24 protein-coding genes are annotated in these 26,562 nt (G+C 50.2%); 7 read left to right on the top strand and 17 right to left on the bottom strand.

What is annotated here, in order from left to right:
• The first annotated feature begins 166 nt into the window (after window positions 1-166).
• Complete coding sequence (locus tag A10D4_RS05335; protein ID WP_008488220.1) at window positions 167-1,249, top strand: endonuclease/exonuclease/phosphatase family protein; 1,083 nt, start codon at window positions 167-169, stop codon at window positions 1,247-1,249.
• Window positions 1,250-1,353: 104 nt separating this feature from the next.
• Here A10D4_RS05335 and rho read toward each other — a convergent pair whose 3' ends face one another.
• Together rho and trxA are read right to left on the bottom strand one after the other, a co-directional pair.
• On the bottom strand, window positions 1,354-2,622 hold the full coding sequence (gene rho, locus A10D4_RS05330; RefSeq protein ID WP_008488218.1) for a transcription termination factor Rho: 1,269 nt from the start codon (window positions 2,620-2,622) through the stop codon (window positions 1,354-1,356).
• 260 nt (window positions 2,623-2,882) lie between these two features.
• Complete coding sequence (gene trxA, locus A10D4_RS05325; protein WP_008488216.1) at window positions 2,883-3,209, bottom strand: thioredoxin TrxA; 327 nt, start codon at window positions 3,207-3,209, stop codon at window positions 2,883-2,885.
• An 87-nt stretch (window positions 3,210-3,296) separates the two neighbouring features.
• Between trxA and rhlB the strand changes: the two genes are divergently transcribed.
• Both rhlB and A10D4_RS05315 read left to right on the top strand, forming a co-directional pair.
• Window positions 3,297-4,610: an ATP-dependent RNA helicase RhlB gene (rhlB, locus tag A10D4_RS05320; protein ID WP_008488215.1), complete on the top strand. Its 1,314-nt coding sequence runs from the start codon at window positions 3,297-3,299 to the stop codon at window positions 4,608-4,610.
• A 12-nt stretch (window positions 4,611-4,622) separates the two neighbouring features.
• Window positions 4,623-6,104: a Ppx/GppA phosphatase family protein gene (locus tag A10D4_RS05315; protein ID WP_008488214.1), complete on the top strand. Its 1,482-nt coding sequence runs from the start codon at window positions 4,623-4,625 to the stop codon at window positions 6,102-6,104.
• On the opposite strand, the gene hemB is transcribed toward A10D4_RS05315, so the two are convergent.
• The 12 genes from hemB to trmH all read right to left on the bottom strand — a co-directional run bounded on the left by hemB (window position 6,101) and on the right by trmH (window position 17,586).
• Complete coding sequence (gene hemB, locus A10D4_RS05310) at window positions 6,101-7,102, bottom strand: porphobilinogen synthase (protein WP_008488213.1); 1,002 nt, start codon at window positions 7,100-7,102, stop codon at window positions 6,101-6,103. The genes A10D4_RS05315 and hemB overlap by 4 nt on opposite strands.
• 44 nt (window positions 7,103-7,146) lie before the next feature.
• On the bottom strand, window positions 7,147-8,994 hold the full coding sequence (locus tag A10D4_RS05305; RefSeq protein WP_051002090.1) for a sensor domain-containing diguanylate cyclase: 1,848 nt from the start codon (window positions 8,992-8,994) through the stop codon (window positions 7,147-7,149).
• Window positions 8,995-8,996: 2 nt separating this feature from the next.
• Entirely contained in the window at window positions 8,997-9,803 is an 807-nt protein-coding gene (locus A10D4_RS05300; RefSeq protein WP_008488211.1) for a TatD family hydrolase, read from the bottom strand.
• 4 nt (window positions 9,804-9,807) lie between these two features.
• Complete coding sequence (locus tag A10D4_RS05295) at window positions 9,808-10,314, bottom strand: hypothetical protein (RefSeq protein WP_008488210.1); 507 nt, start codon at window positions 10,312-10,314, stop codon at window positions 9,808-9,810.
• Complete coding sequence (tatC, locus tag A10D4_RS05290; RefSeq protein WP_008488208.1) at window positions 10,314-11,060, bottom strand: twin-arginine translocase subunit TatC; 747 nt, start codon at window positions 11,058-11,060, stop codon at window positions 10,314-10,316. Before tatC ends, A10D4_RS05295 begins: the two co-directional genes overlap by 1 nt.
• Window positions 11,057-11,449 (bottom strand): Sec-independent protein translocase protein TatB, encoded by a 393-nt coding sequence (gene tatB, locus A10D4_RS05285; protein ID WP_008488207.1) that lies wholly within the window; start codon window positions 11,447-11,449, stop codon window positions 11,057-11,059. Before tatB ends, tatC begins: the two co-directional genes overlap by 4 nt.
• A 3-nt stretch (window positions 11,450-11,452) precedes the next feature.
• Window positions 11,453-11,692, bottom strand: a complete 240-nt coding sequence (gene tatA, locus A10D4_RS05280) for a twin-arginine translocase TatA/TatE family subunit (protein WP_008488206.1) — start codon at window positions 11,690-11,692, stop codon at window positions 11,453-11,455.
• Window positions 11,662-13,335 (bottom strand): ubiquinone biosynthesis regulatory protein kinase UbiB, encoded by a 1,674-nt coding sequence (gene ubiB, locus A10D4_RS05275; protein WP_008488205.1) that lies wholly within the window; start codon window positions 13,333-13,335, stop codon window positions 11,662-11,664. Before ubiB ends, tatA begins: the two co-directional genes overlap by 31 nt.
• Window positions 13,336-13,338: 3 nt before the next feature.
• Entirely contained in the window at window positions 13,339-13,950 is a 612-nt protein-coding gene (locus tag A10D4_RS05270; protein ID WP_008488204.1) for a ubiquinone biosynthesis accessory factor UbiJ, read from the bottom strand.
• Window positions 13,950-14,705 carry a bifunctional demethylmenaquinone methyltransferase/2-methoxy-6-polyprenyl-1,4-benzoquinol methylase UbiE gene (gene ubiE, locus A10D4_RS05265; protein WP_008488203.1) on the bottom strand — a complete coding sequence of 252 codons (756 nt, stop codon included), beginning with the start codon at window positions 14,703-14,705 and terminating at the stop codon, window positions 13,950-13,952. Before ubiE ends, A10D4_RS05270 begins: the two co-directional genes overlap by 1 nt.
• A gap of 77 nt (window positions 14,706-14,782) precedes the next feature.
• Complete coding sequence (recG, locus tag A10D4_RS05260; protein ID WP_008488201.1) at window positions 14,783-16,864, bottom strand: ATP-dependent DNA helicase RecG; 2,082 nt, start codon at window positions 16,862-16,864, stop codon at window positions 14,783-14,785.
• A 20-nt stretch (window positions 16,865-16,884) separates the two neighbouring features.
• Complete coding sequence (trmH, locus tag A10D4_RS05255) at window positions 16,885-17,586, bottom strand: tRNA (guanosine(18)-2'-O)-methyltransferase TrmH (RefSeq protein WP_008488200.1); 702 nt, start codon at window positions 17,584-17,586, stop codon at window positions 16,885-16,887.
• Between the two features lie 116 nt (window positions 17,587-17,702).
• Between trmH and A10D4_RS05250 the strand changes: the two genes are divergently transcribed.
• The 3 genes from A10D4_RS05250 (at window position 17,703) to A10D4_RS05240 (ending at window position 21,003) form a co-directional block, all read left to right on the top strand.
• Window positions 17,703-18,386 carry a TIGR01621 family pseudouridine synthase gene (locus A10D4_RS05250; RefSeq protein WP_008488199.1) on the top strand — a complete coding sequence of 228 codons (684 nt, stop codon included), beginning with the start codon at window positions 17,703-17,705 and terminating at the stop codon, window positions 18,384-18,386.
• A gap of 78 nt (window positions 18,387-18,464) precedes the next feature.
• Window positions 18,465-19,760 (top strand): amidohydrolase, encoded by a 1,296-nt coding sequence (locus tag A10D4_RS05245; protein ID WP_008488198.1) that lies wholly within the window; start codon window positions 18,465-18,467, stop codon window positions 19,758-19,760.
• Between the two features lie 4 nt (window positions 19,761-19,764).
• On the top strand, window positions 19,765-21,003 hold the full coding sequence (locus A10D4_RS05240) for an EAL and HDOD domain-containing protein (protein ID WP_008488197.1): 1,239 nt from the start codon (window positions 19,765-19,767) through the stop codon (window positions 21,001-21,003).
• A gap of 27 nt (window positions 21,004-21,030) precedes the next feature.
• Here A10D4_RS05240 and A10D4_RS05235 read toward each other — a convergent pair whose 3' ends face one another.
• The gene (locus tag A10D4_RS05235) at window positions 21,031-22,566 is read right to left on the bottom strand and encodes a carbon-nitrogen hydrolase family protein (RefSeq protein ID WP_008488196.1); all 1,536 of its coding nucleotides are present in this window, start codon (window positions 22,564-22,566) and stop codon (window positions 21,031-21,033) included.
• Between the two features lie 134 nt (window positions 22,567-22,700).
• On the opposite strand from A10D4_RS05235, the gene A10D4_RS05230 reads away from it, so the two are divergent.
• Window positions 22,701-24,047 (top strand): Na+/H+ antiporter NhaC family protein, encoded by a 1,347-nt coding sequence (locus A10D4_RS05230; protein WP_008488195.1) that lies wholly within the window; start codon window positions 22,701-22,703, stop codon window positions 24,045-24,047.
• Here A10D4_RS05230 and A10D4_RS05225 read toward each other — a convergent pair.
• A complete protein-coding gene (locus A10D4_RS05225) occupies window positions 24,044-24,436 on the bottom strand; it encodes a RidA family protein (protein ID WP_008488194.1) in 393 nt (130 codons plus the stop codon). The genes A10D4_RS05230 and A10D4_RS05225 overlap by 4 nt on opposite strands.
• Before the next feature lies 1 nt (window position 24,437).
• Window positions 24,438-26,543 carry a bifunctional GTP diphosphokinase/guanosine-3',5'-bis pyrophosphate 3'-pyrophosphohydrolase gene (gene spoT / locus A10D4_RS05220; protein WP_008488193.1) on the bottom strand — a complete coding sequence of 702 codons (2,106 nt, stop codon included), beginning with the start codon at window positions 26,541-26,543 and terminating at the stop codon, window positions 24,438-24,440.
• Window positions 26,544-26,562 lie beyond the last annotated feature (19 nt).

Raw genomic sequence — 26,562 nt, 5'->3', positions numbered from 1 at the left:
CTTACCTAGCCTGAGGATACTGCGCCGAGTATAACGTTTTTACCGACTGTTTGCAGCGCACTAACGTCGACCTCCAACAGAAAAAAGGTTAGTCTGAAAAGCGCTTTTTTGCGTAACTCTCTAGCAAGGAATTGTAGGCTAAAATAATAGGCTAATAAGGATGGCAATGAACGGCTTGTCACTGACACTTTTGATACTAACCGCTGTGGTTGCTGTGGTGACGCTGTTGCCATTATCGCGTTTCAGTCATTGGGCAATCCGTGGCTGGGATTTCCCGCGCTTACAGTTGAGCGTGGTGTCGTTGGCATTGCTGGTCGCCAATTTCAGTTTGGCGGAAGTTAACGACTGGTGGTGGCTAGTGATTCTGAGCCAATGCTTATGTTTGGCTTATCACAGTGCTTGGATTTTACCCTATACCCAGTTGCTACCCAGTCAAGTTAAACGTCTTGCGCGGTTGCCCCAAGCCCAGCGTCAATCCGCTAGCCATATTCGAGTGATGTGCGCCAACGTATTAGAGTCTAATCGCCGCTCTAAACGCTTGCTAGAAATTGTGCACAAGCAGCGCCCTGATATTTTAGTCGCGGTAGAGACCGATGATTGGTGGATGGACGAATTGGATGAATTAACCGACGACTATCCCCATGTATTGCGTTGTCCGCAAGATAACTTGTACGGCATGTTGGTTTACTCGGTGTGGCCATTAGAAGACGCCAGTATTGAATACATCGTGCAAGATGGCATTCCGTCGATGCATTTTCAGCTCAATTTACCGGGTGATCATCGCATTGCTATGCACTGTGTCCATCCAGCACCGCCAAGCCCGATCGAAAACACCTTTTCGTTGCCGCGTGACGCGGAATTGGTTAAGTTGGCGTCACGCGTGCAAGATTGCTCGTTGCCAGTCATTGTCGCCGGTGACCTAAACGATGTAGCGTGGTCACGCACTACGCGCTTATTTCGGAAAATCAGTGGCTTACTCGATCCGCGTTTAGGCCGTGGTGCTTACAATACCTTTCACGCTAAGGTGCCATTTTTGCGCTGGCCGCTCGATCACGTCTTTCATAGCGAGCATTTTGCGCTGGTCGAAATGAAGCGTTTACCCGCCTTTGGCTCCGACCACTTTCCGATTTTGATCGAATTGGCCTTACTTGCCGAAGCGCCAGCGCAACAAACGCCCGAACAAAGCACCGCGGAGCAGCGGCAAGAAGCCGCCGACATCGTCGCCCGCGAAGCAGCGATGAGCGAATAGAGTATCACTGACTGGTCGATTTTCATTCAAAAAACAAAACATTCAGGTACAAAAAAGCCGGCACCATGCGGCTGCCGGCTTAATCATGACGATTGCTTATTCGCTTAGCTGTTACGCTGACGTTTCATCGACTCGAAAAACTCTTCGTTGGTCTTGGTCATTTGCAAACGGTCGATCAGGAATTCCATCGCTTCGATTTCGCCCATCGGGTGAATGATCTTACGCAAAATCCACATCTTTTGCAGTTCGTCTGGCGTGGTCAGTAACTCTTCACGACGCGTGCCCGAACGGTTAAAGTCGATGGCCGGGAATACTCGCTTCTCGGCAATTTTACGATTCAAGTGCAGCTCCATGTTACCGGTGCCTTTAAACTCTTCGTAAATGACTTCGTCCATTTTTGAACCGGTATCGATAAGCGCCGTAGCGATGATGGTCAAACTACCACCTTCTTCGACATTTCGTGCGGCACCAAAGAAACGTTTAGGCTTATGCAGCGCGTTGGCGTCAACACCACCGGTTAATACCTTACCGGAACTAGGAATGACGGTGTTGTAGGCACGCGCTAAACGGGTAATTGAGTCTAACAAAATGACCACGTCACGTTTGTGTTCAACCAAACGTTTGGCTTTTTCGATGACCATTTCAGCAACCTGCACATGGCGGCTAGCGGGTTCATCAAAAGTTGACGCCACCACTTCGCCTTTAACCAGGCGATGCATCTCGGTAACTTCTTCCGGGCGCTCATCAATCAATAACACCATCAACTCAGCTTCTGGGTGATTAGCGGCAATTGACTGTGCAATATTTTGCAGCAATAAGGTTTTACCTGCCTTGGGTGGCGCCACAATCAAGCCACGCTGACCTTTACCAATCGGTGATGCTAAATCTAAGACACGCGCGGTAATGTCCTCGGTGCTACCATTACCTCGTTCCATGCGCAGACGTTCATCGGCATGTAGCGGTGTCAGGTTTTCAAAGAGGATTTTATTGCGGGAGTTTTCGGGTTTATCGTGGTTGACTTCGCGGATTTTTAGCAGGGCAAAATAACGTTCACCTTCTTTTGGTGGGCGGATTTTGCCGCCTAACGTATCACCCGTACGCAAATTAAAACGACGAATTTGGCTCGGTGACACATAAATGTCGTCAGGACCCGCTAAATACGACGAGTCGGCCGAGCGTAAAAAACCAAAGCCATCTTGTAAGATTTCCAAGACGCCGCCGCCGTATATATCTTCACCGCTTTTCGCATGCGCTTTCAGGATGGCAAAAATCATATCCTGCTTGCGCATCCGTGCCATGTTTTCCAAGCCCATGCTTTCGGCGAGCTCGACCAATTCATTTACCGGTTTATTTTTCAGTTCTGTTAGATTCATAAGGTGGGTTTTCGAGATTATCGATTGAACAAATAATTAATGGTTAGGTTGCCCTGACTGGCCCAGACTGGTGCGTCAGAAACAGAAGTTACCGAAGGTTGGGTAACCCGAAGAAAAGTACTGTTGAAGAAATTACCACCAAATCACGACGGCGTCTAGTTTTCTACCGTTAAAACTTTGCCGATTACCGCATTTGCCGATAAAAACAGAAAATGACGCGGCACGCGACGCTCACTGCGTTGCTGCCGCGTCGCACCCGCCTACAGGTGCTGATCAAGAAATTCTGTCAATTGCGTGCGTGATAATGCACCAACTTTGGTGCCAACCACTTCGCCGTTTTTGAACAGCAATAGGGTTGGAATACCACGAATACCAAACTTTGGTGGTGTTTGATTGTTGTGATCTACATTCAGCTTACCGATTTTTAACTTGTCGGCATAATCTTCCGCGATGTCGTCCAGGATAGGCGCGATCATCTTACATGGACCACACCACTCGGCCCAAAAATCAACCAGAACGGGTTTATCGGAATTGACCACATCGGCTTCAAAGCCATCATCGGTCAACTGAACAATTTTATCACTCATGTTAATCTCCGCAGTTATTCGCGTGAAATAATAGAAATCCTATTATTTCTGTTTTTGAAAGCAAGCGCAAACTGATATGCTTACGCTATGAGCAAAACACACTTGACTGAAACACGCTTTGCCGACCTGAACTTGCCCAAGCAAGTGCTAGATGCGCTGCATAGCGTTGGTTTCCATAATTGTACCCCGATCCAGGCCCTTAGCCTTCCCGTTGCCTTAGCTGGTAACGATGTGGCGGGTCAGGCACAAACGGGGACCGGTAAAACAATCGCCTTTCTCGTTGCGACTTTCGCAAAGCTATTGGCACAACCACGTCCATCGGATCAGCCGCGTGTGCCGCGAGCCTTGATTATGGCTCCTACGCGTGAGTTAGCCATTCAGATCGCTAACGACGCCGAAGCGCTGGCAAAACACTGTGACATGCGCCTTGCTGTGGTATATGGGGGCGAGGGTTACGAATCTCAACGGCAGCAGCTGAGCGACGGTGTCGACATTCTTATCGGTACCACTGGCCGTCTCATCGATTATTACAAACAAGGCGTTTACAGCTTAGATAATATCGAAGTGGTAGTGCTGGATGAAGCCGACCGTATGTTCGACTTGGGCTTTATTAAAGACATTCGGTTCTTATTCCAGCGCATGCCGAAGCCGGCACAGCGTCAAAACTTATTATTCTCGGCTACCTTGTCTTATCGCGTGCAAGAGCTCGCCTATGAGCACATGAATGCGCCGACCAAAGTCGAAGTTGAACCTAATCAGAAAACCGCCACACGCGTAAGCGAAGAGCTATTTTATCCGTCAAAACCGGATAAAATGAAGCTATTGCTGACGCTGATTGAGGAAGATTGGCCAGAAAAAGCCATTGTCTTTGCAAACACCAAGCACGGTTGCGAAAAAGTTTATCAATGGTTGGCTAACGACGGTCATCGCGTAGGTCTGCTAACCGGCGATGTGGCACAGCGTAAACGCTTAAAAATCTTAGAGCAGTTTGCCGACGGTGAACTCGACATTTTAGTCGCCACCGACGTTGCCGCTCGAGGCTTACACATTCCTGCGGTGAGTCACGTTTATAACTTCGATTTACCCGACGATTGCGAAGATTACGTGCACCGCATTGGTCGTACCGGTCGAGCCGGAGCCAGTGGCCAAGCCGTTAGTTTGGCTTGCGAAGAGTACGTTTATAATTTACCCGCCATCGAGGACTACATCGACCACAGCATTCCTGTGACCAAGTATGATCCCGATGCGCTACTAAGCGACATTCGACCACCTCGTGGTGGTTCGCAACGTCGCCGTGGCGGTAATAGTCGCGGAGGTCAAGGTCGTAGTGGCCAAGGCCGCGGCGGCCAACAAGGACGCCGACGTCAACAAGGCTCGCAGCGACGCAAGCCGCAAGCGTAGACCAACCCGCCAATGCGCTCGAATCATTATTATGCCGCTATCGACTTAGGTTCTAATAGCTTCCATATGATAGTGGTTCGGGTGGTCGCTGGCGCCATTCAAGTTGTCACCCGCATTCGTCGTAAAGTCCGCTTAGCCAGCGGCTTAAATGCACAAGGCGAATTGGATGAGGCGGCTATCAAGCGAGCCTGCGATTGTTTGGCGCTATTTGCTGACCGTGTACAGGACATTGCGGCCGATAACATACAAGTCGTCGCTACCGCGGCATTTCGCAAACTGGCTCATCCGCAACAGGTGTTACCGCGTTTAGAAGCCGTGCTTGGCCACCGTATTAGCATCATTTCGGGGCAACAAGAAGCGCAAACCATTTATCAGGGCGTGGTCTATACCAGCGCCGAGCAACAGCGTCCGTTAGTCATCGATATCGGTGGCGCTAGCACCGAAGTGATTGCCGGGGAAGGAGCACAGGCTAACATACTGCACAGTTTGGACATGGGCTGTGTGGTCTGGCAAAACCATTTTTTTGCCGAAAACCAGATCAGCGAAACCGCCTGTGAATCAGCTATCAGCGCTAGTCAGCGCTTAATTGCGTCTTTCCAGCATGACTATCAACACCATGGCTGGCAAGCAGTATTAGGTGCTAGCGGCACCTTTAAAGCGCTCGACGAGATGCTCTGCCAACACCCTCAACAAGATCAAATTAGCCATGCTTGGCTAGAGCAGTTGCTACAACAGGCTATACAGGCGGGTAGCATAGAACGACTCAACTTTGCCGGTCTTAATCCCGAGCGTCAACCCGTATTTATGGGTGGTTTATGTATCTTGCTTGGCTTATGTCGGAGCCTAAATATCGAGACCATTCAAGTCGCTAATGGCGCGCTACGTGAAGGCCTGATTTATCAACAATTAAAGCATTTGCTGCAAGGCGACTGCGCGCGCCAGCGTACTTTAAATAGTCTCCTTGAAACCTACCACCTCGACGCCGAGCAAATCGATCGGGTGCGGCAGGTGGCGCTAAGCTGTTGGCGGCAGATTAACCCGCAGCCCCCCTTAGCCACACGACGACACGGCGAGCAATTACTTAGCGCAGCCAGTTACCTGCACGAAATCGGTTTGCAACTGAACTATCAGCGCTCACATGAGCACAGCGCTTATGTCATTGATAACACCGATATGCCCGGTTTTAGTGTGCAAGAAAAGCAAGACCTAAAAGCCTTGTTGCGCGATTGTCGAGGCTATTTATCACAACCGCGATTAGCCCAGCTGACAACACCACTTATCGACTTATTACGTATTTTACGGTTGGCGATTATCTTTGCTCAGCGGCGTCGACACGATGTCATACCGGCTATGCATCTGGCTTGCCAGCAGCAGCAATTTACGCTGACCCTGCCCAGCGATTGGCAGCAGCAGAACCCCTATGTGTTGTCATTGTTGCAAGACGAGCAAAAAATTGCCCAGCGCGTAGGCTGGGCGTTGCATATCGTCGATTAAGCCGACTGCAGTTGTTGCGCAGCGTATTTGGCGTAATAGGTTAAGATGCCGTCGGCGCCAGCGCGCTTAAACGCCAACAACGATTCCATGATGACCGCCTCGCTGAGCCAGCCATTTTCAATCGCAGCTTGCATCATGGCGTATTCGCCGCTGACTTGATAAGCGAACGTCGGTACTTGCAGTTCGTCTTTGACGCGGCGGATGATATCTAAGTACGGCATACCGGGTTTCACCATCACCATATCGGCGCCCTCTTCGATATCCATCGCTACTTCGTGCAGCGCCTCATTACTATTGGCTGGGTCCATTTGGTAGGTCTTTTTATCGGCTCCTTTAAGGTTACCTGCCGAGCCCACGGCATCACGGAAAGGCCCATAAAACGCCGACGCATATTTAGCCGAGTAAGCCATGATTTGCACGTGTACGAAGCCTTCTTCTTCTAAGGCGTCACGAATAGCGGCAATACGGCCGTCCATCATGTCCGACGGGGCAACCATATCGGCGCCCGCACGCGCGTGTGACAACGCCTGTTTAACCAACACGTCGGTGGTAACGTCGTTAATCACATAGCCGCTGTCATCCAAAATACCGTCCTGGCCGTGACTGGTAAAAGGATCAAGTGCCACGTCGGTGATCACTCCGAGCTGCGGAAAGCGCGCTTTAATCGCTTTTACCGCACGCTGTGCTAAGCCATCGTCATCATAAGCGGCCTCCGCCAGCAGCGATTTGGCCGAAGCCGGGGTGACCGGAAAAAGCGCGACTGCGGGCACGCCAAGGGCGACCAATTGTTCACATTCTTGTAGCAATAAATCGATCGATAAACGCTCGACACCAGGCATCGATGCTACCGCTTCGCGTTGTTGCTCGCCCTCCAATACAAACACCGGATAAATCAAGTCATCGACGCTCAACTGATTTTCGGCCACTAAGCGACGGGTAAAGTCGGTACGGCGGTTACGACGCAAACGACGGAACGGAAACTGTCCTATTACTTGCATACAACTCTCCTATGACAGGTACAACGCGTTTATCTTGATCACCATTACGATGGTGGCGGCTGCTGGGGTAGTAATAATGCAGGGCTAGCCTCGGCGATAATTTTATCGCGCCCTGCATGTTTCGCTTGATACAGCATCTCGTCGGCGGCTTTCAATAGCTGCACTGCAGTCTTATAGGCACCGCCTTTCACTTCCGCCACGCCCATGCTGACCGTCAGTGTTATTGGCTGCTTTTGATTAACCTTAAACACCTGCTGGCGAATACGTTGTTGCAGATCTTCAGCCACCACCATCGCCCCTTCAATGTCGGTTGCGGGGAGGATAACCACAAATTCTTCACCACCGTAGCGCGCGACAATATCGCTGCCACGTTTAAAGCGCGTCCGCAGTAGTTCGGCTAAACTCACCAACACATCATCACCGGCAATGTGTCCATATTGGTCGTTGATCTCTTTAAAATGATCAACATCGAGCATGATCAGCGACAGCGCACTATTTTGCCGATAGTTCCGGCGAAATTCGACATCGAGCTGGCGATCAAAATGACGTCGGTTATATAAACCCGTCAAGCTGTCTTCACGGTTTTTTTGTTCCAGCTCGTTATTCGCATCTTGCAGTTCTCGAAGCGCAATTTGCAATTCAAAAGTCCGTTCGGCGACGTTCTCTTCTAACTGTTCATTCAGTAAAGTCTGCGTTTGCTGAGTCGCTTCCGCCTGTCGCAGCGCCTCTGCCTGAGCGGCTAATTTAGCATTCCGCTCATGCGTATAACGTACCGCCAACACCCATGACAACAGCAGGACTTCAATAGCTGAGCCCATCATAATGGCGTTGCGCTGAATAAAACCGCTATCGAGAATACCAAGATAGGCCAGAGAGTTAGCCACGATAGCAGCCAACAGTACGCCCCAAGCCAGTACATAAATACGCGCATACATTAAGCCTTGCCGCCATAAATAAATACCGATAGCCAACAGCGTTACGCTGCCGATGATGGCGAAGCCCAATAGCACATGAATGGCTTGGTTATAAGGCAACAATAAGCCACTCAAAAATACCAATACGGTGGCTAATTGAAATAACGATAAAACGCGATTTAAACGCTGACTGTAACGCGGCACTTGCAACAAATGACGAGTAAAAACTGCCGCAAAGAAGAAGGTGATACTGCCAAACAAGACGATGGCGTGGTCTTGTAACCACACCGAGTTCGGCCACCAATAGCGAAAGCCGGAACCGTCCAGAGTAGCCATTAGCAGACCCATAAAGATGGTATAACCGGTATAACTTAAAAAGCCAGCTTCGCGCGCGGCTAAAAAACCGAATAAGTTATAAACCGCCATACAAAATAACAGACCATAGTACATGCCTGACAGGGTATCGGCTTGCGTACGCGCTTCGACATAATCGTCTAAACGCCAGACCGTCACCGGTAACCGCAACGAACTGGTCGTTTGCACACGTAAATAGACTTGCTGCTTAGGCGCCGCGGCCACCGCGATGACAAAATCTTGCAACGCCACTTCACGCTCATCGAACGGATATTTATCGCCGACTTGAACGTGTTTAATAACCTGCTCGTTACGCACAAAAAACGCATCCACATGATCCAACAGTGGGTATTCTATATTCACGACACGAGCGTGTTGCGAAGCCGGTAAGTCAAAACGAAACCAGTACACCGCCTGTGTGTAACCAAATGACACACGTTGCTGTGGATGACTCTGCCAACTCTCTGGCGGCGCCTGGATAGCGTCTTCAATCTGCCATTGCTCACCGCTAGTTTGATAGCTCAGCAACGGCCACTGCGGGTGACCTTGTGAGCTAGCCAGAGCGACACCGCTAACACAGAGTGTGAACAAACCCATCAGCCAAAGTACTATTGAGGCTTTCATGATTAACGCTCGATAGCGTCGGCTGTGGTTGCACCAAACAGTCGTACGCTATTCTGCCAACATTGTTCAGCCAACTGCGATAGCGATTGTTGACGAAGACTAGCAACCATTTCGGCAATGGCAGGTAACAACTGTGGGCTATTATAACGTGGCCGCGGGCGCACATTGCGCGGTAATAAAAACGGCGCGTCGGTTTCTAACAGCAAGCGTTCATTGGGAATATCAAGCACGGCTTGTTGTAACTCTTGACCACGACGTTCGTCACAAACCCAGCCAGTAATGCCAATATAGCAATCCAGCTGCAAATAAGCGGCTAACGCTTGCTTATTGCCGGTAAAACAATGACTGAAGTAAGCCGGTATTTGTTCGCGGTATTGACGCAGCAACGTTAATTGATCTTGTTGCGCATCGCGCTCATGCAAATAAACCGGTAGCTGCCTTTCTGCTGCCAATGCCAGTTGCGCAGCAAATACTTGACGTTGTTGTGACGCGAGTGAATAGAGCCGATTATAATCGAGTCCGCACTCTCCAATGGCAACCACTGCAGGATGCTGGCTGAGTGAGCGTAAGCGCTCAATAAAATCGGTCGGTGCGGCGGCGGCATCGTGTGGGTGCACCCCGACGCTAGCCACCAATTGCGCTGGATAGCGTTCGCACAACGCCAACGCCGCTTCAGATTCTGCCACCGACGTACCAATGACTAACATACGTTGCACACCAGCGCCTAAGGCACGGTTAATGATGTCATCGGCTTGCGGCAGCAGTTTACTGTTGGTCAAATTGACCCCAGTGTCGAACCAGCGCGTCATCGACTTAATCTATCCGACGCACCCGTAGACGCGTATTGAGGTCGGTGCGCCCCAAAAAGAAAGAATTTAATACACCGCGTTCAATAAAGTAGCTAGCGCCTTCATCAAAACTAAAGTTAGAACTGGTCTCACTTTGTTTCCAAACTTGGCCGTTACTCAAGGTTATCGTCCACTTGCCATAAGGGTCTTGCTTGTATGAACTAATATCGACATTCAAACGATCAGGTCGGTTTTTAGCATAATCTCGATGTTCTTTACCGAATTCTTCTTCATAAGATGGCTGTGGCTGTGCTTGTGCTGGCCCGTTTGTATTGCTTGAACTGTTATTATTGGTGCTCACCGCAGCAGCAACATCGACTCCTTCACCTTGCGCTAATTTGTCGTAACAAACCAAGCGCTGCAGCGCATTTTGAATACCGGCACAGGTGGCTAGTTGTTGTTGGCTAACCGACTGTGCCGCAGCCGGCACTGACATCAGGGCTAATAACGCCATTCCTGACAATACTTTCATTATTCTTCACCTGTTGTTGATGATGCTTGTAAAGGTTGCTTTTGATACCAGCCCGAAAGTATCACACCCAATTCAAACAGTAACCACATAGGTACTGCCAGTAATGTTTGTGAAATGACATCGGGCGGCGTTAGCAGCATACCCACAATAAATACCCCGACAATCACGTAAGGGCGTTTCGCGCGTAAACTGGCGGCATCGGTAACGCCACTCCAGCACAGCAAAATAATAGCGACCGGCATTTCGAATGCGAGTCCGAAAGCCATAAATATCGCCAGTACAAAGTCTAAATAGCGACTAATATCGGTAGCAACGGTCACGCCTTCTGGCGCCACACTGGTAAAAAAGCCTAAAGCTAACGGTAACACCACAAAATAAGCAAACGCCACACCGCCGTAAAACAATAATGAACTACTCAACAGCAACGGTGCAATTAAGCGTCGCTCCCGTTGATATAAACCGGGCGCGATAAAACTCCATAATTGCCATAGCAAGTAGGGAATAGCAATGGCAATAGCCACCACAAAGGCCAGTTTGAACGGCGTAAAAAAGGGTGCAGCGACATCGGTCGCGATCATTTGCGAGCCTTGCGGCAGATGCTGCAACAGCGGCTTAGCCAAGTAGTGATAAATATCGGTGGCAAAATAAGCCAGACCGGCAAAAATCAATAACACCACCACCACCGCCCGCAATAAGCGCTTACGTAGTTCTAATAAGTGACCAATTAACGGTGTATGTTGACTCATGAGCGCGGCTGCTTCTCGGCGCGCGAGGCGGCACCATCTTCGTCGCTACTGTCTTTCAACGTTGGCGAGTCTTCACTCGTTTGTTGATAGGTACCTTTTTGATAAGGTCGCTGTACGGTATCGGCGGCCTGTTGCAACTCCACTAACGAGCGCTGCAACTCCGGACTCAGTTCATGTAACTTGCTACTCTCGGCTTTTTTCAGATGCTCATGCAGTTCGTTGACGCGCAATTCGTGATTCAGCTCAGCCTGCACTCGACTGCCATAACTACGCACGGCTTTTATCGTGCGCTGCACACTACGCAGAGCGCTAGGTAGACGTTCAGGACCGAGCACCAACAATGCCACCACGGCAATCAGCAGCAGTTCCCAAAAACCGATATCAAACATGCTTTAGCGATCCTGCTTATCCGCTTGCTTAGAGCCTTGCTGTTCTGTTGTTTTACTGCTGTCATCGGTTAATTCAGCATCGGCCTGCTGATGTTGTTGCTTGTCATCTTCGGCCATCGACTTTTTAAAGCCCTTAACCGCACTGCCTAAATCAGAACCGATATTGCGTAATCGCTTAGTGCCAAACAGCAAGACGACAATCGCTAATATAATTAAAATTTGTGGCCAAGAAATTCCACCCATAACACCCTCTTTTCTTTAATGCGAGCGACTCCGCCACGCTTTACGGCAGCCGCAGTACTAGCAATAATCGCCGACCACGGCTTCTCTAAGAATAGTAAACCCCAGCTCGCAAACCAAAATACTAAGCTCAAACTGCCCCAAAAACGGCGGTCGCTGGCTTGCCGTTGGCTGTCTAATAGCGCCGCCGACAGCTTCAACTGCTGACGCTGTATATCGCTCTGCTCACGAAGATTATCGTACAATAGCGTTGGAATTTCGGGTAATTTCTCAGCCCAATAAGGCGCGTGCTCTTTTAGCGAACGCACCACCGCACGCCAGCCCAACTGCTCCGCCATCCAACGCTCTAAAAATGGTTTTGCGGTTTTCCACAAATCGAGCTCCGGGTACAACTGTCGCCCTAAGCCTTCAATGTAGAGCAACGTCTTTTGTAATAAGACCAATTGTGGCTGAACTTCCATTTCAAAGCGACGCGCGGTGTTAAATAAGTTAACCAATACATGTCCAAACGAAATTTCCGCCAATGGCTTTTGAAAAATAGGTTCACAAACGGTACGAATAGCCGACTCAAAATCTTCAATATTGGTGTGCTTAGGCACCCATCCGGAATCAACGTGCAGCTCGGCAACTTTTCGATAATCGCGGTTAAAAAACGCCAAAAAATTCTCGGCTAAATAGCGTTTATCTTCGCGGTTTAAGGTGCCAACAATACCGCAATCTATACCAATGTAACGTGGGTGCAAGGGGTCATCTTTAGCGACAAAAATATTGCCCGGATGCATGTCAGCATGAAAGAAGCTGTCACGGAATACCTGCGTAAAGAACACTTCAACGCCGCGCTCAGCCAGCTTTTTCATGTCCACGCCACGCGCACGCAAAGTCTCAACCTCGCTGATGGGAATACCATCAATGCGCTCCATGACCATCACATTTTCGCGACTGAAGTCGCTATACACTTTAGGAATGTAAAGCAGGTCAGAGCCTTCGAAATTACGCTTCAGCTGAATCGCGTTTGCCGCTTCTCGTGCTAAATTCAACTCATCCAATAGCGTTTTACGGTACTCGCGGATCACTTCGCGCGGTTTCAGTCGTTTACCATCAGGAAGGTGCTTGGCCAGCACCGAGGCCAAGGTATCCATTAATTTTAAATCGGCATGGATGACATTTTTAATATCCGGTCGAATCACTTTAATAACAATGTCTTCCACGCTGCCATCAAGCAATCGCAGCTGCGCGGTGTGCACTTGCGCAATCGACGCCGACGCCAGCGGCTGCTGAGAAAAATTATCAAACAGTAGGCTAATGTCACTCACGGCAAGCGCACGCTCAATCAGCCGCTGTGCCTGCGCGCCGTCAAACGGCGGAACTTTGTCTTGCAACAACGCCAGTTCATTGGCGATATCCGCCGGTAACAAGTCGCGTCGGGTGGACAACATTTGGCCAAATTTAACCCACACCGGACCCAGCGTTTGCAGCGCTAAACGTAAGCGCACCCCAGCAGACTTATCGCGATGCCGATTCGGCATCCAAAATAGCAGGTAGCGACCGCAACGAACGGTCCAAGGTAGCCAGCGCTTGGGGATCAGGTCGTCCAGACCATAGCTCAGCAGCGTTTTGGTGATCTGATAAAGCCGTTGCAAACGCACTGCTTAACCCTCCGCTGGTAAACTATCTAGGCGCCGTTGTAAACGATCTAAGCGCGCCCGCAAAGCCTGCAAATCGTCGCTGAACACAGCGAACTCTACCGCGCTGACCAACAGCTGCTTTTCTTCCACCACGGTATCACGCAACCAATCACGCTGCTCGGCCATGCGCCGTGTTAGCCAGCGTCGACTTTGCCGCCAACGTTTGATTAACCAATAAGCCGGTAACTCGCCAATACGGCTGGCTAAGGTGGCTTGCCAATCAATATCCAAATCGCGAAATAATGCGCTAAAGCGTTGCGCTAACATCGGATCACCTTCGATATCCAAGGCGTCGGCTTTGATTAACCGAGTAATGTTAGCGCTGTCACGCAACTCGGGTAAAACCGCTAAGGCGGTCTGAATATGGCAGTCGACATCATTGTCGTCGTGCACGGCAAACACCACGCCATCATCAACCACCGTTAACGTTAGCGGCTGTGGGAGTTCCCGCAGGGTTAAGCGTAGTCGCTTACCGCGTAACGCTTGTAACCGTGCTGACGACGCTGGGTCGGCATGCAGCAATTGGTTGGCAAGCTTTTCGGCTAAGGTCAGTGGTAGCAACGGCAGCAACATCATCAAAACTTATAACCTCGATGCAAGGCGACGATGCCGCCTGTCAGGTTATGATAATCAACGTTATCAAAGCCAGCATCGACCATCATGCCTTTCAGCGTTTCTTGGTCAGGATGCATACGAATCGATTCGGCCAGATATTGATAGCTGTCGGCGTCTCCTGCCACTAATTGCCCCATTTTCGGCAGCAGATTAAACGAATAAAAGTCATAAACCTGATTCAGCAGCGGCTGCACTGGCTTAGAGAACTCCAATACTAACAACCGTCCACCCGGCTTTAACACGCGCAGCATCGAGCGCAACGCGCGGTTTTTATCGGTCACATTACGGAGACCAAAGGCAATGGTAATAACATCAAAACTATCATCGGCAAACGGCAGCTGTTCGGCATCCGCCTGCACATAGCTGACGTTACCCACCACCCCACGGTTACGCAGCTTTTCGCGCCCCACACTAAGCATGGCGTCGTTAATATCAGCGAGTACGACTTCGCCCTGCGCACCCACACGCTTAGCAAACTGTTCGGTTAAATCGCCGGTACCGCCGGCAATATCAAGCACTCGCATACCCGGCCGCACACCGCTACAGTCTAGGGTGTAGCGTTTCCATAAGCGGTGGATACCGAGCGACATTAAATCATTCATGATGTCGTATTTAGCCGCCACCGAATTAAATACTTGAGCGACCATGCCCGCTTTGGCAGATTTGTCGACTTTTTGGTAACCAAAGTCGGTGCGTTCAGATTGCGAATCAGTCATCATTCATTCCTACGATCAACGTGCGCTTAGTGTACTGTATAGCGCCCAATTCCCCAACTCAAACGCGTCATTCGACGCTATGCTTGGGCGTAAATATCACGACGTGGTAGCCAACGCTCAATCAAAGGTTCGCTAACACTCGGGTATTGCTGCCAAATACGTTCGGCCAATTGCTTGATTTGCGGCAATAAGTCGGCATCGCGCACTAAATCGGCAACACGCATCTCGGCTAATCCCGTTTGCCGCTGTCCCAGCAATTCGCCCGGCCCCCGTAGCGCCAAATCACGTTGCGCGATAACAAAACCATCATTGCTTTCGCGCAGCACCGCTAAGCGCTGACTGGCATTCTTTGACAGCGGACTGTGATACAGCAAGACACAGTGGCTAGCGACCGCACCGCGTCCCACGCGGCCACGCAATTGGTGCAGTTGCGCTAAACCTAAGCGCTCGGGATTTTCGATGATCATCAAGCTGGCGTTGGGCACATCGACTCCCACTTCAATCACCGTAGTGGCCACTAACAATTCCAGATCACCGGCCTTAAACTGCTGCATCACTTGTTCTTTTTCGGCCGCCTTCAAGCGCCCATGCACCAGTCCGACACGCAGCTCTGGCAGTTGTTCCTGCAACGCGTTAGCGGTATCTTCAGCCGCTTGGCACTGCAGCACATCAGATTCTTCAATTAAGGTACACACCCAATACGCTTGCCGCCCTTGTTCACGACAAACTTGCCGCACACGTTCAACCACCTGCTCACGGCGAGTATCGGGAATAGCCACGGTAGTGACAGGAGTACGCCCCGGCGGTAACTCATCGATCACCGAGGTGGCTAAATCGGCATAAGCGGTCATGGCTAGAGTACGCGGGATCGGCGTAGCGGTCATGATCAATTGATGCGGATGAAAACCCTGTTCGATACCCTTTTGTCGTAATTCTAAACGCTGATGCACACCAAAACGATGCTGCTCGTCAATAATGATTAACACTAACGCCCGATACTCGACCTCACGTTGAAACAGCGCATGCGTTCCCACCAACAAGTGAATATCTCCGGCAGCTAATTGTGCCAGCGTTTGCTGACGCTGCTTACCTTTGCTACGACCACTGAGCCAACCCACTTCAATGCCTAGCGGCGCAAACCACTGGCGAAAGGTCAAGGCGTGCTGTTCGGCCAACAGTTCGGTCGGCGCCATGACGGCCACTTGACCGCCGGCCGCTAACACACTGAGCGCACTTAACGCCGCCACTAACGTTTTACCCGAGCCGACATCGCCCTGCACCAGGCGCATCATCGGTTGCGGTAGGGCCATATCTTGCTGTATCTCGTCGACCACACGATGCTGTGCGGCAGTCGGTTGAAACGGCAACTGCTGTAAAAATTGCTGCTGTAATGCCGTTGCGGGAGCAATCGCGCGAGCCGCTTGCTGCTGCTTGTGGGCGCGCAGTTGCAACATGCTCAGTTGATGCGCGAGCAGTTCTTCCGTCGCTAAGCGTTGCTGCGCCGGATGCTGGCCCAGTAATAAGTCCTGTAATGACACATCTAACGGCGGTTGATGTAAGGTTTGAATCGCCTCCAGTAGCGTCAATCGATTAGGCCGTAAAGGCTCTGGCAACAATTCTGGCACGGCACGTTCATTCAAATAGCTCAAGGCTTGTGCGATGACCTTACGTAAAGTCACTTGCGTAACGCCGTCGGTGGCCGGATAAATGGGGCTCAGGGTATCTTGCAATTGCGCCGATTCGTCGGCTTGTAACAAGCGATATTCCGGGTGAATCATTTCCGGCCCCTGCATACCGCGGCGCACTTCGCCAAAAATTTGTAAACGCTGGCCGCTTTTGAACTGCTTTAATTGGGCGGCACTGAACTGAAAAAAGCGTAACGTTAAACTACCGCTTTGGTCACTCACACGGCAACGCAGCGTCCGTTTACGACCATAACTAATATCGGCAGAATCCACTTGCGCCACCACATTCACCGCATCGCCGGCGCGTAAATCGGCGATAGCAGCGATACGCGAACGGTCTTCGTAGCGATTGGGCAAGTGAAAAATGGCATCCTGCACGCTAACTAGCCCCAACTTAGCCAGCTTTTCGGCAACTTTGTCACCAACGCCTTTTAGCGTCGTTAGCGGAATGCGGTTAAGGGTGCCGTCTTGCATCATCAGTAACCTAGCAACACTTAATCGCTAACGCTAAGTGATTGCGTCGACCGCATTTGCCGCCACCAGTCGTCACTGGCATCAATTTGACCATGCTCGTCCACGCGAGCGTAAGCCATACGTTTCTGTCGGCATAACTTGGCAAATTGCGGGAACCCGCCTTCAAACAACACTCGCTGACGCTCCGCTTCGCTTAGTTGTGGTCGTTGATACATACCCGCCAACTGCCGTTGCCGCTGCGCTTCATAGAGCATCACTGCCCCCGCGACCGACACATTCAACGATTGCACCATACCTAACATCGGAATAACCACCTGCTGGTCGGCAGCCGCTAACGCCTGTTCTGATACCCCGTATTTTTCCTGTCCTAATAAAATGGCGGTTGGACGGGTGTAGTCAATCTCACGAAAATCGACCGCACTGTCAGACAAGTGCGTCACCACAATTTGCATGCCTTGTTGTTTAATCGTTTGCAGTGCATCGTCTATGCTGCGGTGCTTGTGCACCCGAACCCAATTTTGACTACCTAACGCGGTGCCACCCGAGATACGACTTTTTTTACAATGCCAAACCGCGTGCACGTCATGCACACCAACAGCATCGGCACTGCGTACTACCGCAGCTAAGTTATGCTGCTTATGCACGTTTTCTAAACATAATGTGAGATCCAGTTGCCGTTGGTCGAGCATCTGGTTAATGCGTTGATAGCGCTCTGGGGACATATTCACCCTTGTTAATTATTGTATACTAGCGCGAGTATAACCCGACTCTGACGTTGCTGTCTTGACCAGCCGATGGTACTCACAGCGCTGGCGAGCAACCACATGAGCATGACCTTATGTCGATAGAGCACAGCATTCTTCATCAACACCGCGATTTTTATGTGGTTGATAAGCCTGCCGGGATTGGTATGCACAGCGACCAAGGTGCAGGCTTAATGGTGCAATTGAGCGAACAACTCAAGCAGCCATTATGGCCTGTACATCGACTCGACAAAGACACCTCGGGTTTGTTGTTGGTGGCCCGTAATGCCGACGCTGCGGCCAGCTTAAGTCAGCTATTCGCCAAACAACAAGTCAGTAAGATTTACCTCGCGGTGGCCTCGGGTAAGCCGAAAAAAAAGCAAGGCTGGATTCAAGGCGGCATGCGCAAATCACGCAACGGCAATTGGATACTTAGCCGTGATCGTGAACATTTTGCCCGCACGCAATTTTTTAGCTATCACTTAGATATCGGTGAGCGTCTCTATCTGCTGCGCCCGTTTAGCGGCCGCACACATCAGTTACGGGTGGCGTTAAAAAGCCTATCCTGCCCCATCACTGGTGACCGACGTTACGGCGGTGCTACTGCTTCGCGTATGCTGCTGCATGCGTATGCACTGCGTTTTAGTTGGCAACAGCAAATGATCACCTTGACTAGCGAAGTAGCAGCCGTCGATAGCTTCAGTAAACTCACTGATAGTACCGACGAAATCCGTCAAGCTCTAGCTCAACCCTTTGATTTAAAATGGATTACGCCATGAGTTGCCTAGATTAACAAGTCCTGACATACTCAGTCGACGACCAGCAACAGCGTTACAGTCTATTAACAAGGGGTTGTCATGAGAATTCTTACCACCGCGTTGACGGGGTTAATGGTTAGCTTACCGCTAACACTGCTGAGCAGCCATCAGGCATTGGCACAAAATTATCAAATCGACGCTCAACTCAATCAGAAAGTTATTGATTGGCGACGTGACATTCACCAACATCCAGAGCTGAGTAATCGCGAATTCCGCACCGCCGAAAAGGTCGCCGAGCATTTACGCGAATTGGGCTTAGCGGTGCAAACCAAAGTCGCCCATACCGGAGTAGTGGCCTTATTGAAAGGCGCTAAACCAGGGCCGACCGTGGCGCTGCGTGCCGACATGGATGCGCTGCCCGTGACCGAACAAACCGACGTCCCCTTTAAGTCAACAGCAACCGCTACTTATCGTGGTAAAGAAACCGGTGTTATGCATGCCTGTGGCCACGACACCCATGTCGCCATGTTGATGGGAGCTGCGGAGGCACTAGTCGAACAGCAGCAACAGCTCGCCGGTAACGTATTATTTATCTTTCAACCGGCCGAAGAGGGTGCCCCGGGTGACGAAGAAGGCGGCGCCGAGTTAATGCTAAAAGAGGGCTTGTTTGAACAATATCAACCCGAGGCGGTGTTTGGTATTCATGTTTGGGCGGGCTTACCAAGTGGCGTCGTTGGTTATCGTAAAGGGCCATTAATGGCGTCATCAGATCGCTTTGAAATTACCGTAAAAGGGCGTCAAACTCACGGCTCACGGCCGTGGGGAGGCGTAGACCCAATCGTTGCCGCAGCCGACATCGTAACCAGTGTGCAAACCATCGTTAGCCGCCGTGTAAATGTCACTAAAGCGCCCGCTGTGGTCTCTTTTGGCGTGATTGAAGGTGGTATCCGCAACAACATTATTCCCGATCAAGTGACGTTGATTGGTACCATTCGTAATTTCGACATGGCTATCCGCCAAACCATCTTCGAGCAGCTTAAACTGACTGCTGGTAAAGTCGGCGAAGCGCATCAAGCCGAGGTTGAAACAACCATTTTTGAAGGTTATCCGGTGACCATTAACGATCCACAGCTAACCGAGAAAATGCTTCCCACCATCGAAGCGGTCGTAGGCGCCGATAATGTTCGTGAAGTGCCGTTGACAACTGGCGCCGAAGATTTCTCATACTACGCGTTAGAAGTCCCCGGATTATTCGTATTCTTAGGCGTTACGCCAGCAGAACAGGATGCCAGCAATGCGCCAAGCAACCATTCACCGTTGTTTTATGTGGATGAATCGGCTTTAGCCGATGGCACTAACCTGCTCATTAATTGGGTGCTGGATTATTCATCATAAGCCGATGACAAACGTAGCCTACTCATATATCGCGAGACAACCGATTCTTGACCGGCATTTGCAGGTTTACGGTTATGAATTGTTGTTTCGCGACAGTGAGCAAAATACTTTTCCCAATATTGATCCCGATGAGGCGACTTCACGATTGTTGTTGCAACAGCACTTATTGGGCGACATCAACACCGTCTGCTTAGGTAAAAAGGCCTTTATTAATTTTCATGCGCGCGCGTTGATTGAGAACTTTCCCTCATTTTTGAGTGCCGATGATATTTGGATTGAGTTACTGGAAACCGTCGACGTGACCGACGAGCTGATTGACGCTTGCCAAAAAAGCATCAATAAAGGTTACCGTATCGCGCTCGACGATTATGATTTTAGCGAGCGCTGGCAGCGTATTTTGCCCAACGTCAGTTTAGTTAAAATCGATATTAGTCAGCAAGGCTTAGCTATCGCCGATAAATTGCACTGGTTCAAGCAACGCGGGCTACCAACACTCGCCGAGCGGGTCGAAACACGGGCAGAGTTTGAAGCCTGTATGGCGCTGGGTTTTGACTTTTTTCAGGGATACTTTTTTGAACGGCCGAAACTGTTGCAAGCGCGATCATTGCATCCCAGTAAATTGGCGACGATGAGCTTGCTCGCTGAAGTGCTTAAACCCGAGCTAGATTTCAGTGCGCTAGCGAAAGTGATTCAGCGCGACGTTTCGTTAACTTACAGTCTATTAAAGTTGGTCAATAGCGCCGCTTTTAATTTTGCCGGTCAAATTAGCCACGTGCAGCATGCCTTAACCTATTTAGGTGAGCGCCAGCTAAGACGCTATCTGACCTTGGTGTTGACCGCTAATATGGCCGCTGAACAAGCCGAAGAACTGATTATTAAAGCCATTACTCGGGCGCGTTTTCTGGAACTACTTTGCAGCCAAGACAGCAGTCCGTTAAAACGGCATGCTAAGCACGCCGATGCTGCGTTTATGGTCGGTATGTTGAGCTTGTTGGATGCTATTTTGCAGTTACCGATGGCCGATATTTTGCAGCAACTGCCACTGAGTTCAGCGCTTAATGCCGCGTTATTAAAGCGGCAAGGCGATTTGGGCGAATTGCTGATTGTGGCAGAAGATTATGAGCACGGCCATTGGCTAGCGGTAGACCAACGTTTAGCCGCATTAGCTATCGATAACGACGCTGGCCAACGCTATATTGATGCCAGTCAATGGTGTCGCATGCTGTTGTTGGCACAACATTAACGCCAACAACAGCATGCGCTAATCGCGTTACTCGGTTAGTCGCTTACGCGACACTTCGTAAATGTCTTTACGGCGGTCTTTTAAGTTGGTGACCGACCCCTCATTATGCAAATAACGTAACTCATCCAAATTTAAGTCCGAAAACATCAACATCTCGGTATTCGGTGTGGTTTCGGACATCACCGCATCATGTGGGAAGGCGAAATCAGACGGCGAGAACACCGCCGACTGCGCGTATTGCACATCAAGACTTTCAACCTCGGGTAAGTTACCGACGCTACCGCAAATCACGACATAACACTCATTTTCGACAGCACGCGCTTGCGCACAATGGCGTACTCGTAAATAAGCATTGCGGGTATCGGTCCAAAACGGCACAAACAGGATCTCTAGGCCTTCTTCGGCCATAATGCGTCCCAGCTCTGGAAATTCGACGTCATAGCAAATCAGAATGCCGACTTTACCCGCATCGGTGTCAAACACGCGTACGTCATAACCCCCTTCGATAACCCAATCGCGTTTCTCGTGCGGGGTAATATGCAATTTACGTTGTTCTTCTACCGAGCCATCACGACGGCATAAGTAGGAAACATTGTATAAACCGCCATCGTCATCCAGTAATGGCATAGAACCGGTAATGATATTAACGTTATAACTGACCGCCATTTGCGACATTTCGCGCTTAAAGCGTTCGGTATAGCCCGCTAAAAAGCGGATAGCATCCATCTGCTGACTTTGGTCGGTCAGGCCCATTAATGGCGCATTAAAGAACTCTGGAAATAACGCAAAATCGCTCTGATAACTCGACAACGCATCGACGAAGTATTCTACCTGCTGCAAAATTTCTTCGACCGAATCGACTGCCCGCATTTGCCATTGCACCGCGCCGACCCGAACATTGCGAATACGACTGGTCAGTACACTATCGGCCGGCTCATACAAAAAGTTATTCCACTCGAGCAGCGTAGCAAAGCCGTGCGACTTTTTATCTTCTGGCAAATACATGCCTAGTAGCCGCTTAACGTTAAAATCGTTGGCCAACTGAAAGGTTAAAATCGGATCATAAATCTCGCGACGCTGTACTTTGTCCAAATACTGGCTGGGCGACAGCTCTTCGGCATATTTATGATAATTCACAATACGCCCACCAGCGAGGATAGCGCGCAGGTTACTTTGCCGACAAAGCTCTTTGCGCGCGTCATATAAACGCCGCCCTAAACGGTAGCCACGATAGTCCGGATGAATCAGTACATCTAAGCCATACAAGGCATCACCATTGCTATCGTTCAGAATAGCTTCACGCTTACCGATCAGATCGTCGTATTTATGCGGGTTACTAAAGCGCGCATAGTTAACACAAACGGTTAACGCTACCCCGACAATCACGCCGTTATCCTCTAAGCAAATTTGCCCCTCGGGAAAGTCCTTTACCAGCTTTTCGATGGTGTACTGACTCCAAGCGCCGCCAATATCGCGATAAACGGCATCCATCAGCGTTTTTAATTGCGGGTAATCTTCTAAGCGTAGATTGCGTAACTGCAAGTGCAGATCTTCAGGGCTCATGCTGGCTCCTTAAAAACAAGCGAGAATGTGTATATTCTACAATAAAAAGAACGGATCACCGCTATCGCTATTGCAGCGCTGACAAAAGATATTTATGCTTCTGGACGTCTAAATATAATTATTAAGGTGGGTCTATGACCTCTGACGCAGTTCTAGCAGGTACACAGCCCGCTAGCGCCAAAGCGCTACTGCCCTTAGCGCTATTTTTGATGCTGTTTTTGGGTACCGGTCTTTATTTTCAACTGAACGGCGTCGAATACGCCTTTTATCAGTTACCTAGCCCAGTGGCTATTCTCCCGGCTATCGCGCTGGGTATTATCTTAAGCAAACAAGCCTTCGAAGCACGTATCGCCACCTTCGTACAAGGCGTCGGTGACAGCAATATCGTCACCATGTGCTTGATTTACTTATTAGCTGGCGCCTTTTCCACGGCCGGCGGCGTAGACGCCGTGGTGGCGTTAGGCTTACACGTGATCCCACCGGCCTTTTTATTACCCGGCCTGTTTATTATTGCCGCAGTCGTTTCAACCGCCATGGGCACCTCGATGGGCACCCTCGCAGCACTAGCCCCAGTGGTACTGGGTCTAGGTCAGGCGACCGGAATCGACTTGCCGTTATTGGCCGGAGTACTGGTTAGCGGCGCCATGTTCGGTGACAATTTATCGTTTATTTCTGATACCACGATTGCCGCAGCTCGTACGCAAGGTTGCGAAATGAAAGATAAATTCCGCGCCAATCTGAAAATTGCCTTACCCGCAGCACTGTTGACCCTGCTTTGGTTGCTTAGCTATGACACTGGCAACGCGCCGTTAACGGTTCCCGACGCTAATTTATGGTTAAGCTTGCCCTATTTCGCCATCATCGTGCTAGCCGTGTTAGGCCTGAATGTATTTGTTGTGCTGACTCTAGGTATCTTACTGGCTGCCGCTTTCGGCATGTTCGCGGTCGATTACCAGTGGGTCGCCTTTAGTCAAGATATTTACGAAGGCTTTGGCAGTATGCAGGAGATTTTCCTACTCTCGCTGCTGATCGGGGGCTTATCGGCGTTGATTCGCCAACAAGGCGGGCTGGCCTTTTTAGCCAACAGTGTCGAAGCCGTCACGCGCCGCTTAAGCCGTCACAAACAACGCTCAGCCGCGTTGGGCATTTCCGGCTTAACCGCGCTAACCAACTTATGTGTAGCCAACAATACGGTGAGCATTCTATTAGCCGGTGAAGTTAGTAAACGCTTGGCAAAACAAGGCAATTTAGCGGCACGGCAAAGTGCGAGCTTACTCGACATTTTTGCCTGTGTGGTGCAAGGCGCGCTGCCATATGGCGCGCAAGCGTTACTGATGGGGGCCAGTTTTAAGATTTCGCCCTTAGCAGTAAGCTTGCATACCGGTTACTGCTTTATTTTAGCGCTGGTGGCGCTGGCCATCATTGCTTGGCGACGTCCGCTCGAAGATAGGCAAGTCATCGCCAAGCCTGATCTGACTTAGTTAGTGCTGGGGCACTCCATCACACCATCAATTTCAATCTGCGCGCCCTTCGGAAGCTCACGTACACCGATAGCGGCGCGCGCTGGATAAGGCTTGCTGAAAAACGATGACATGACTTCGTTGACGATGGCAAATTGCGATAAGTCAGTCAGATAAATCTGTACTTTTACCATATCTTGTAAGCTACCACCGGCCGCTTCACAAACCGCCGTCAGATTACGAAAAACCTGCTCTGCCTGCTCACGAAAATCGTCGCTGATGAATTCCATGGTTTCTGGCACTAACGGGATCTGGCCCGATAAATACACGGTGGTACCAATTTTTACTGCTTGCGAATAAGTGCCAATCGCCGCTGGAGCTTTATCTGTGGCAATAATGACTTTAGACATATTACTTCCTTAAGCGCGTCACGCGCTGAACGTCTGGCATACGACGGATATGTCGCATCACGTCGGCCAGGTGTTTACGGTTTTTAATCGTCAGAGCAACATCGATGTAATACACATTGGCGTTGATTTCTTCGGTACGCAAACCCTGTACATTACAGCCGGTCGCCGAGATCGCCGAAGTCAGCTTAGCCAGCGCGCCCTGATGATTGATAATTTCAACTCGAATCTCTGAGGTAAACTCGGCATCGGGTTGATGGTCCCACTCCACCGGAAAATATTTGCCCGGCTCTTCCTCATGGCCGCGCACGTTTTTGCATTCGCGACGATGAATCACTAACCCTTTACCGGGGCTAACATGGGCAATGATGTCGTCACCGGGGATGGGGCGACAGCATTTAGCAAAACTGACCAATAACCCTTCGGTACCTTTGATAAATAGACCGCGATTGACACTCGACTCATCTTTGAGGCTAGTTAGCTCGCCCAACAAGCGTTTAGCCACGGCGATTGGCATTAAATTACCTAAACCAATTTCTCGTAGTAGCTGCTCCAGTGAGTCGGTTTTCAGCTCTTTTAACACGCGTTCAAATTCACTGTCTGGGATCTCGTCATAACTGATCGGTCCCAACGCCGAGCGCAACAAACGCTCGCCCAAATTACGCGATTCCTGCGCCTCTTGGCTTTTCAAATACTGACGTATTTTCGCTCGCGCTTTGCCAGTCACCACAAAATTAAGCCAAGCAATGTTGGGACGCGAGCCCGGCGCCGTTTTAATCTCTACCGTTTGTCCGGTCTCCAGCGCTTTACTTAACGAGTAGGCGCGGTGGTTAACCCGCGCACCGATACAAGTGTTGCCAACATCGGTGTGTACCGCATAGGCAAAATCGACCGGTGTCGCCCCTTGCGGCAGCTCGGTAATACGACCATCGGGACTGAAAACGTAGATTTCTTCAGGGAATAGTTCTGATTTGACGTTCTCGATAAATTCAAAAGAATTACCCGCGCTTTGCTGCAACTCGAGTAAACTTTGCATCCACTTGCTAGCTCGGATCTGCGCCGTGGTGCCGGTGTCGTCGCCGTTTTTGTACAGCCAGTGGGCGGCTACGCCACGGTCCGCCATCAGCTCCATTTCTTCGGTTCGTATTTGAATTTCTAACGGAATGCCATGTGGCCCTTTGAGCGACGTATGCAACGATTGATAACCGTTAGACTTAGGAATGGCGATATAATCTTTAAAGCGCGTTTCGATAGGCTTATAAAGGTTATGCAAAGCGCCAAGTACGCGATAGCAGGTATCCACTTGATCGACCATCACCCGAAACGCATAAATGTCCATCACTTGCTCGAAGCGCAGTTCTTTATTCAACATTTTGCGATAAATGCTGTACAGGTGTTTTTCGCGGCCCACCACGCGTCCCTGAATGCCATAATCATTAAGTCGCGAGCGAATTTCACCCTGGATGCGTTCGAGCATTTCGCGGCGATTACCGCGTGCTTTTTTCACCTGCGATTCAAGTAAGCGTGCACGCCATGGATATAACGCTTTAAAACCGAGATTTTCTAGCTCATTTTTAATGTCATGAATACCCAATCGATGTGCCAATGGCGCATAAATCTCCAAGGTCTCACGAGCGATGCGACGACGCTTATCGGGACGTAAGTGACCGATGGTACGCATATTATGGGTGCGGTCAGCCAACTTAATCAGGATCACCCGAATGTCCTGCACCATCGCCATGATCATCTTGCGATAGTTTTCGGTCTGCGCTTCTTCTTTTGAATCAAACTGCAATTTATCGAGCTTAGACACGCCCTCGACCAACTCGGCCACGGTTGGCCCAAACTGTTCAGCCAAATCTTCTTGGGTGGTTTCGGTGTCTTCGATGACATCGTGCAGTAACGCCGCCATGATGGTTTCATGATCCAGCCGCATATCGGCCAACAAACCGGCAACGGCTACTGGGTGTGTAATATAGGGTTCGCCGCTACGACGCTTTTGATCGATATGGGCATCGTTCGCCACACTGAAGGCCGCAGCGATGCGCTCAACCTGATCGGTGGGTAAGTAATCTAAAAGCTGTTGCCGCAAACCCTCAAACAAATACACCCATACACTCCCGATCACG

Origin of the sequence: Idiomarina xiamenensis 10-D-4, from assembly GCF_000299895.1 — a bacterium.
Classification (GTDB): Bacteria; Pseudomonadota; Gammaproteobacteria; order Enterobacterales; family Alteromonadaceae; genus Idiomarina; species Idiomarina xiamenensis.
This window is presented reverse-complemented; position numbering and strand designations above follow the sequence as displayed.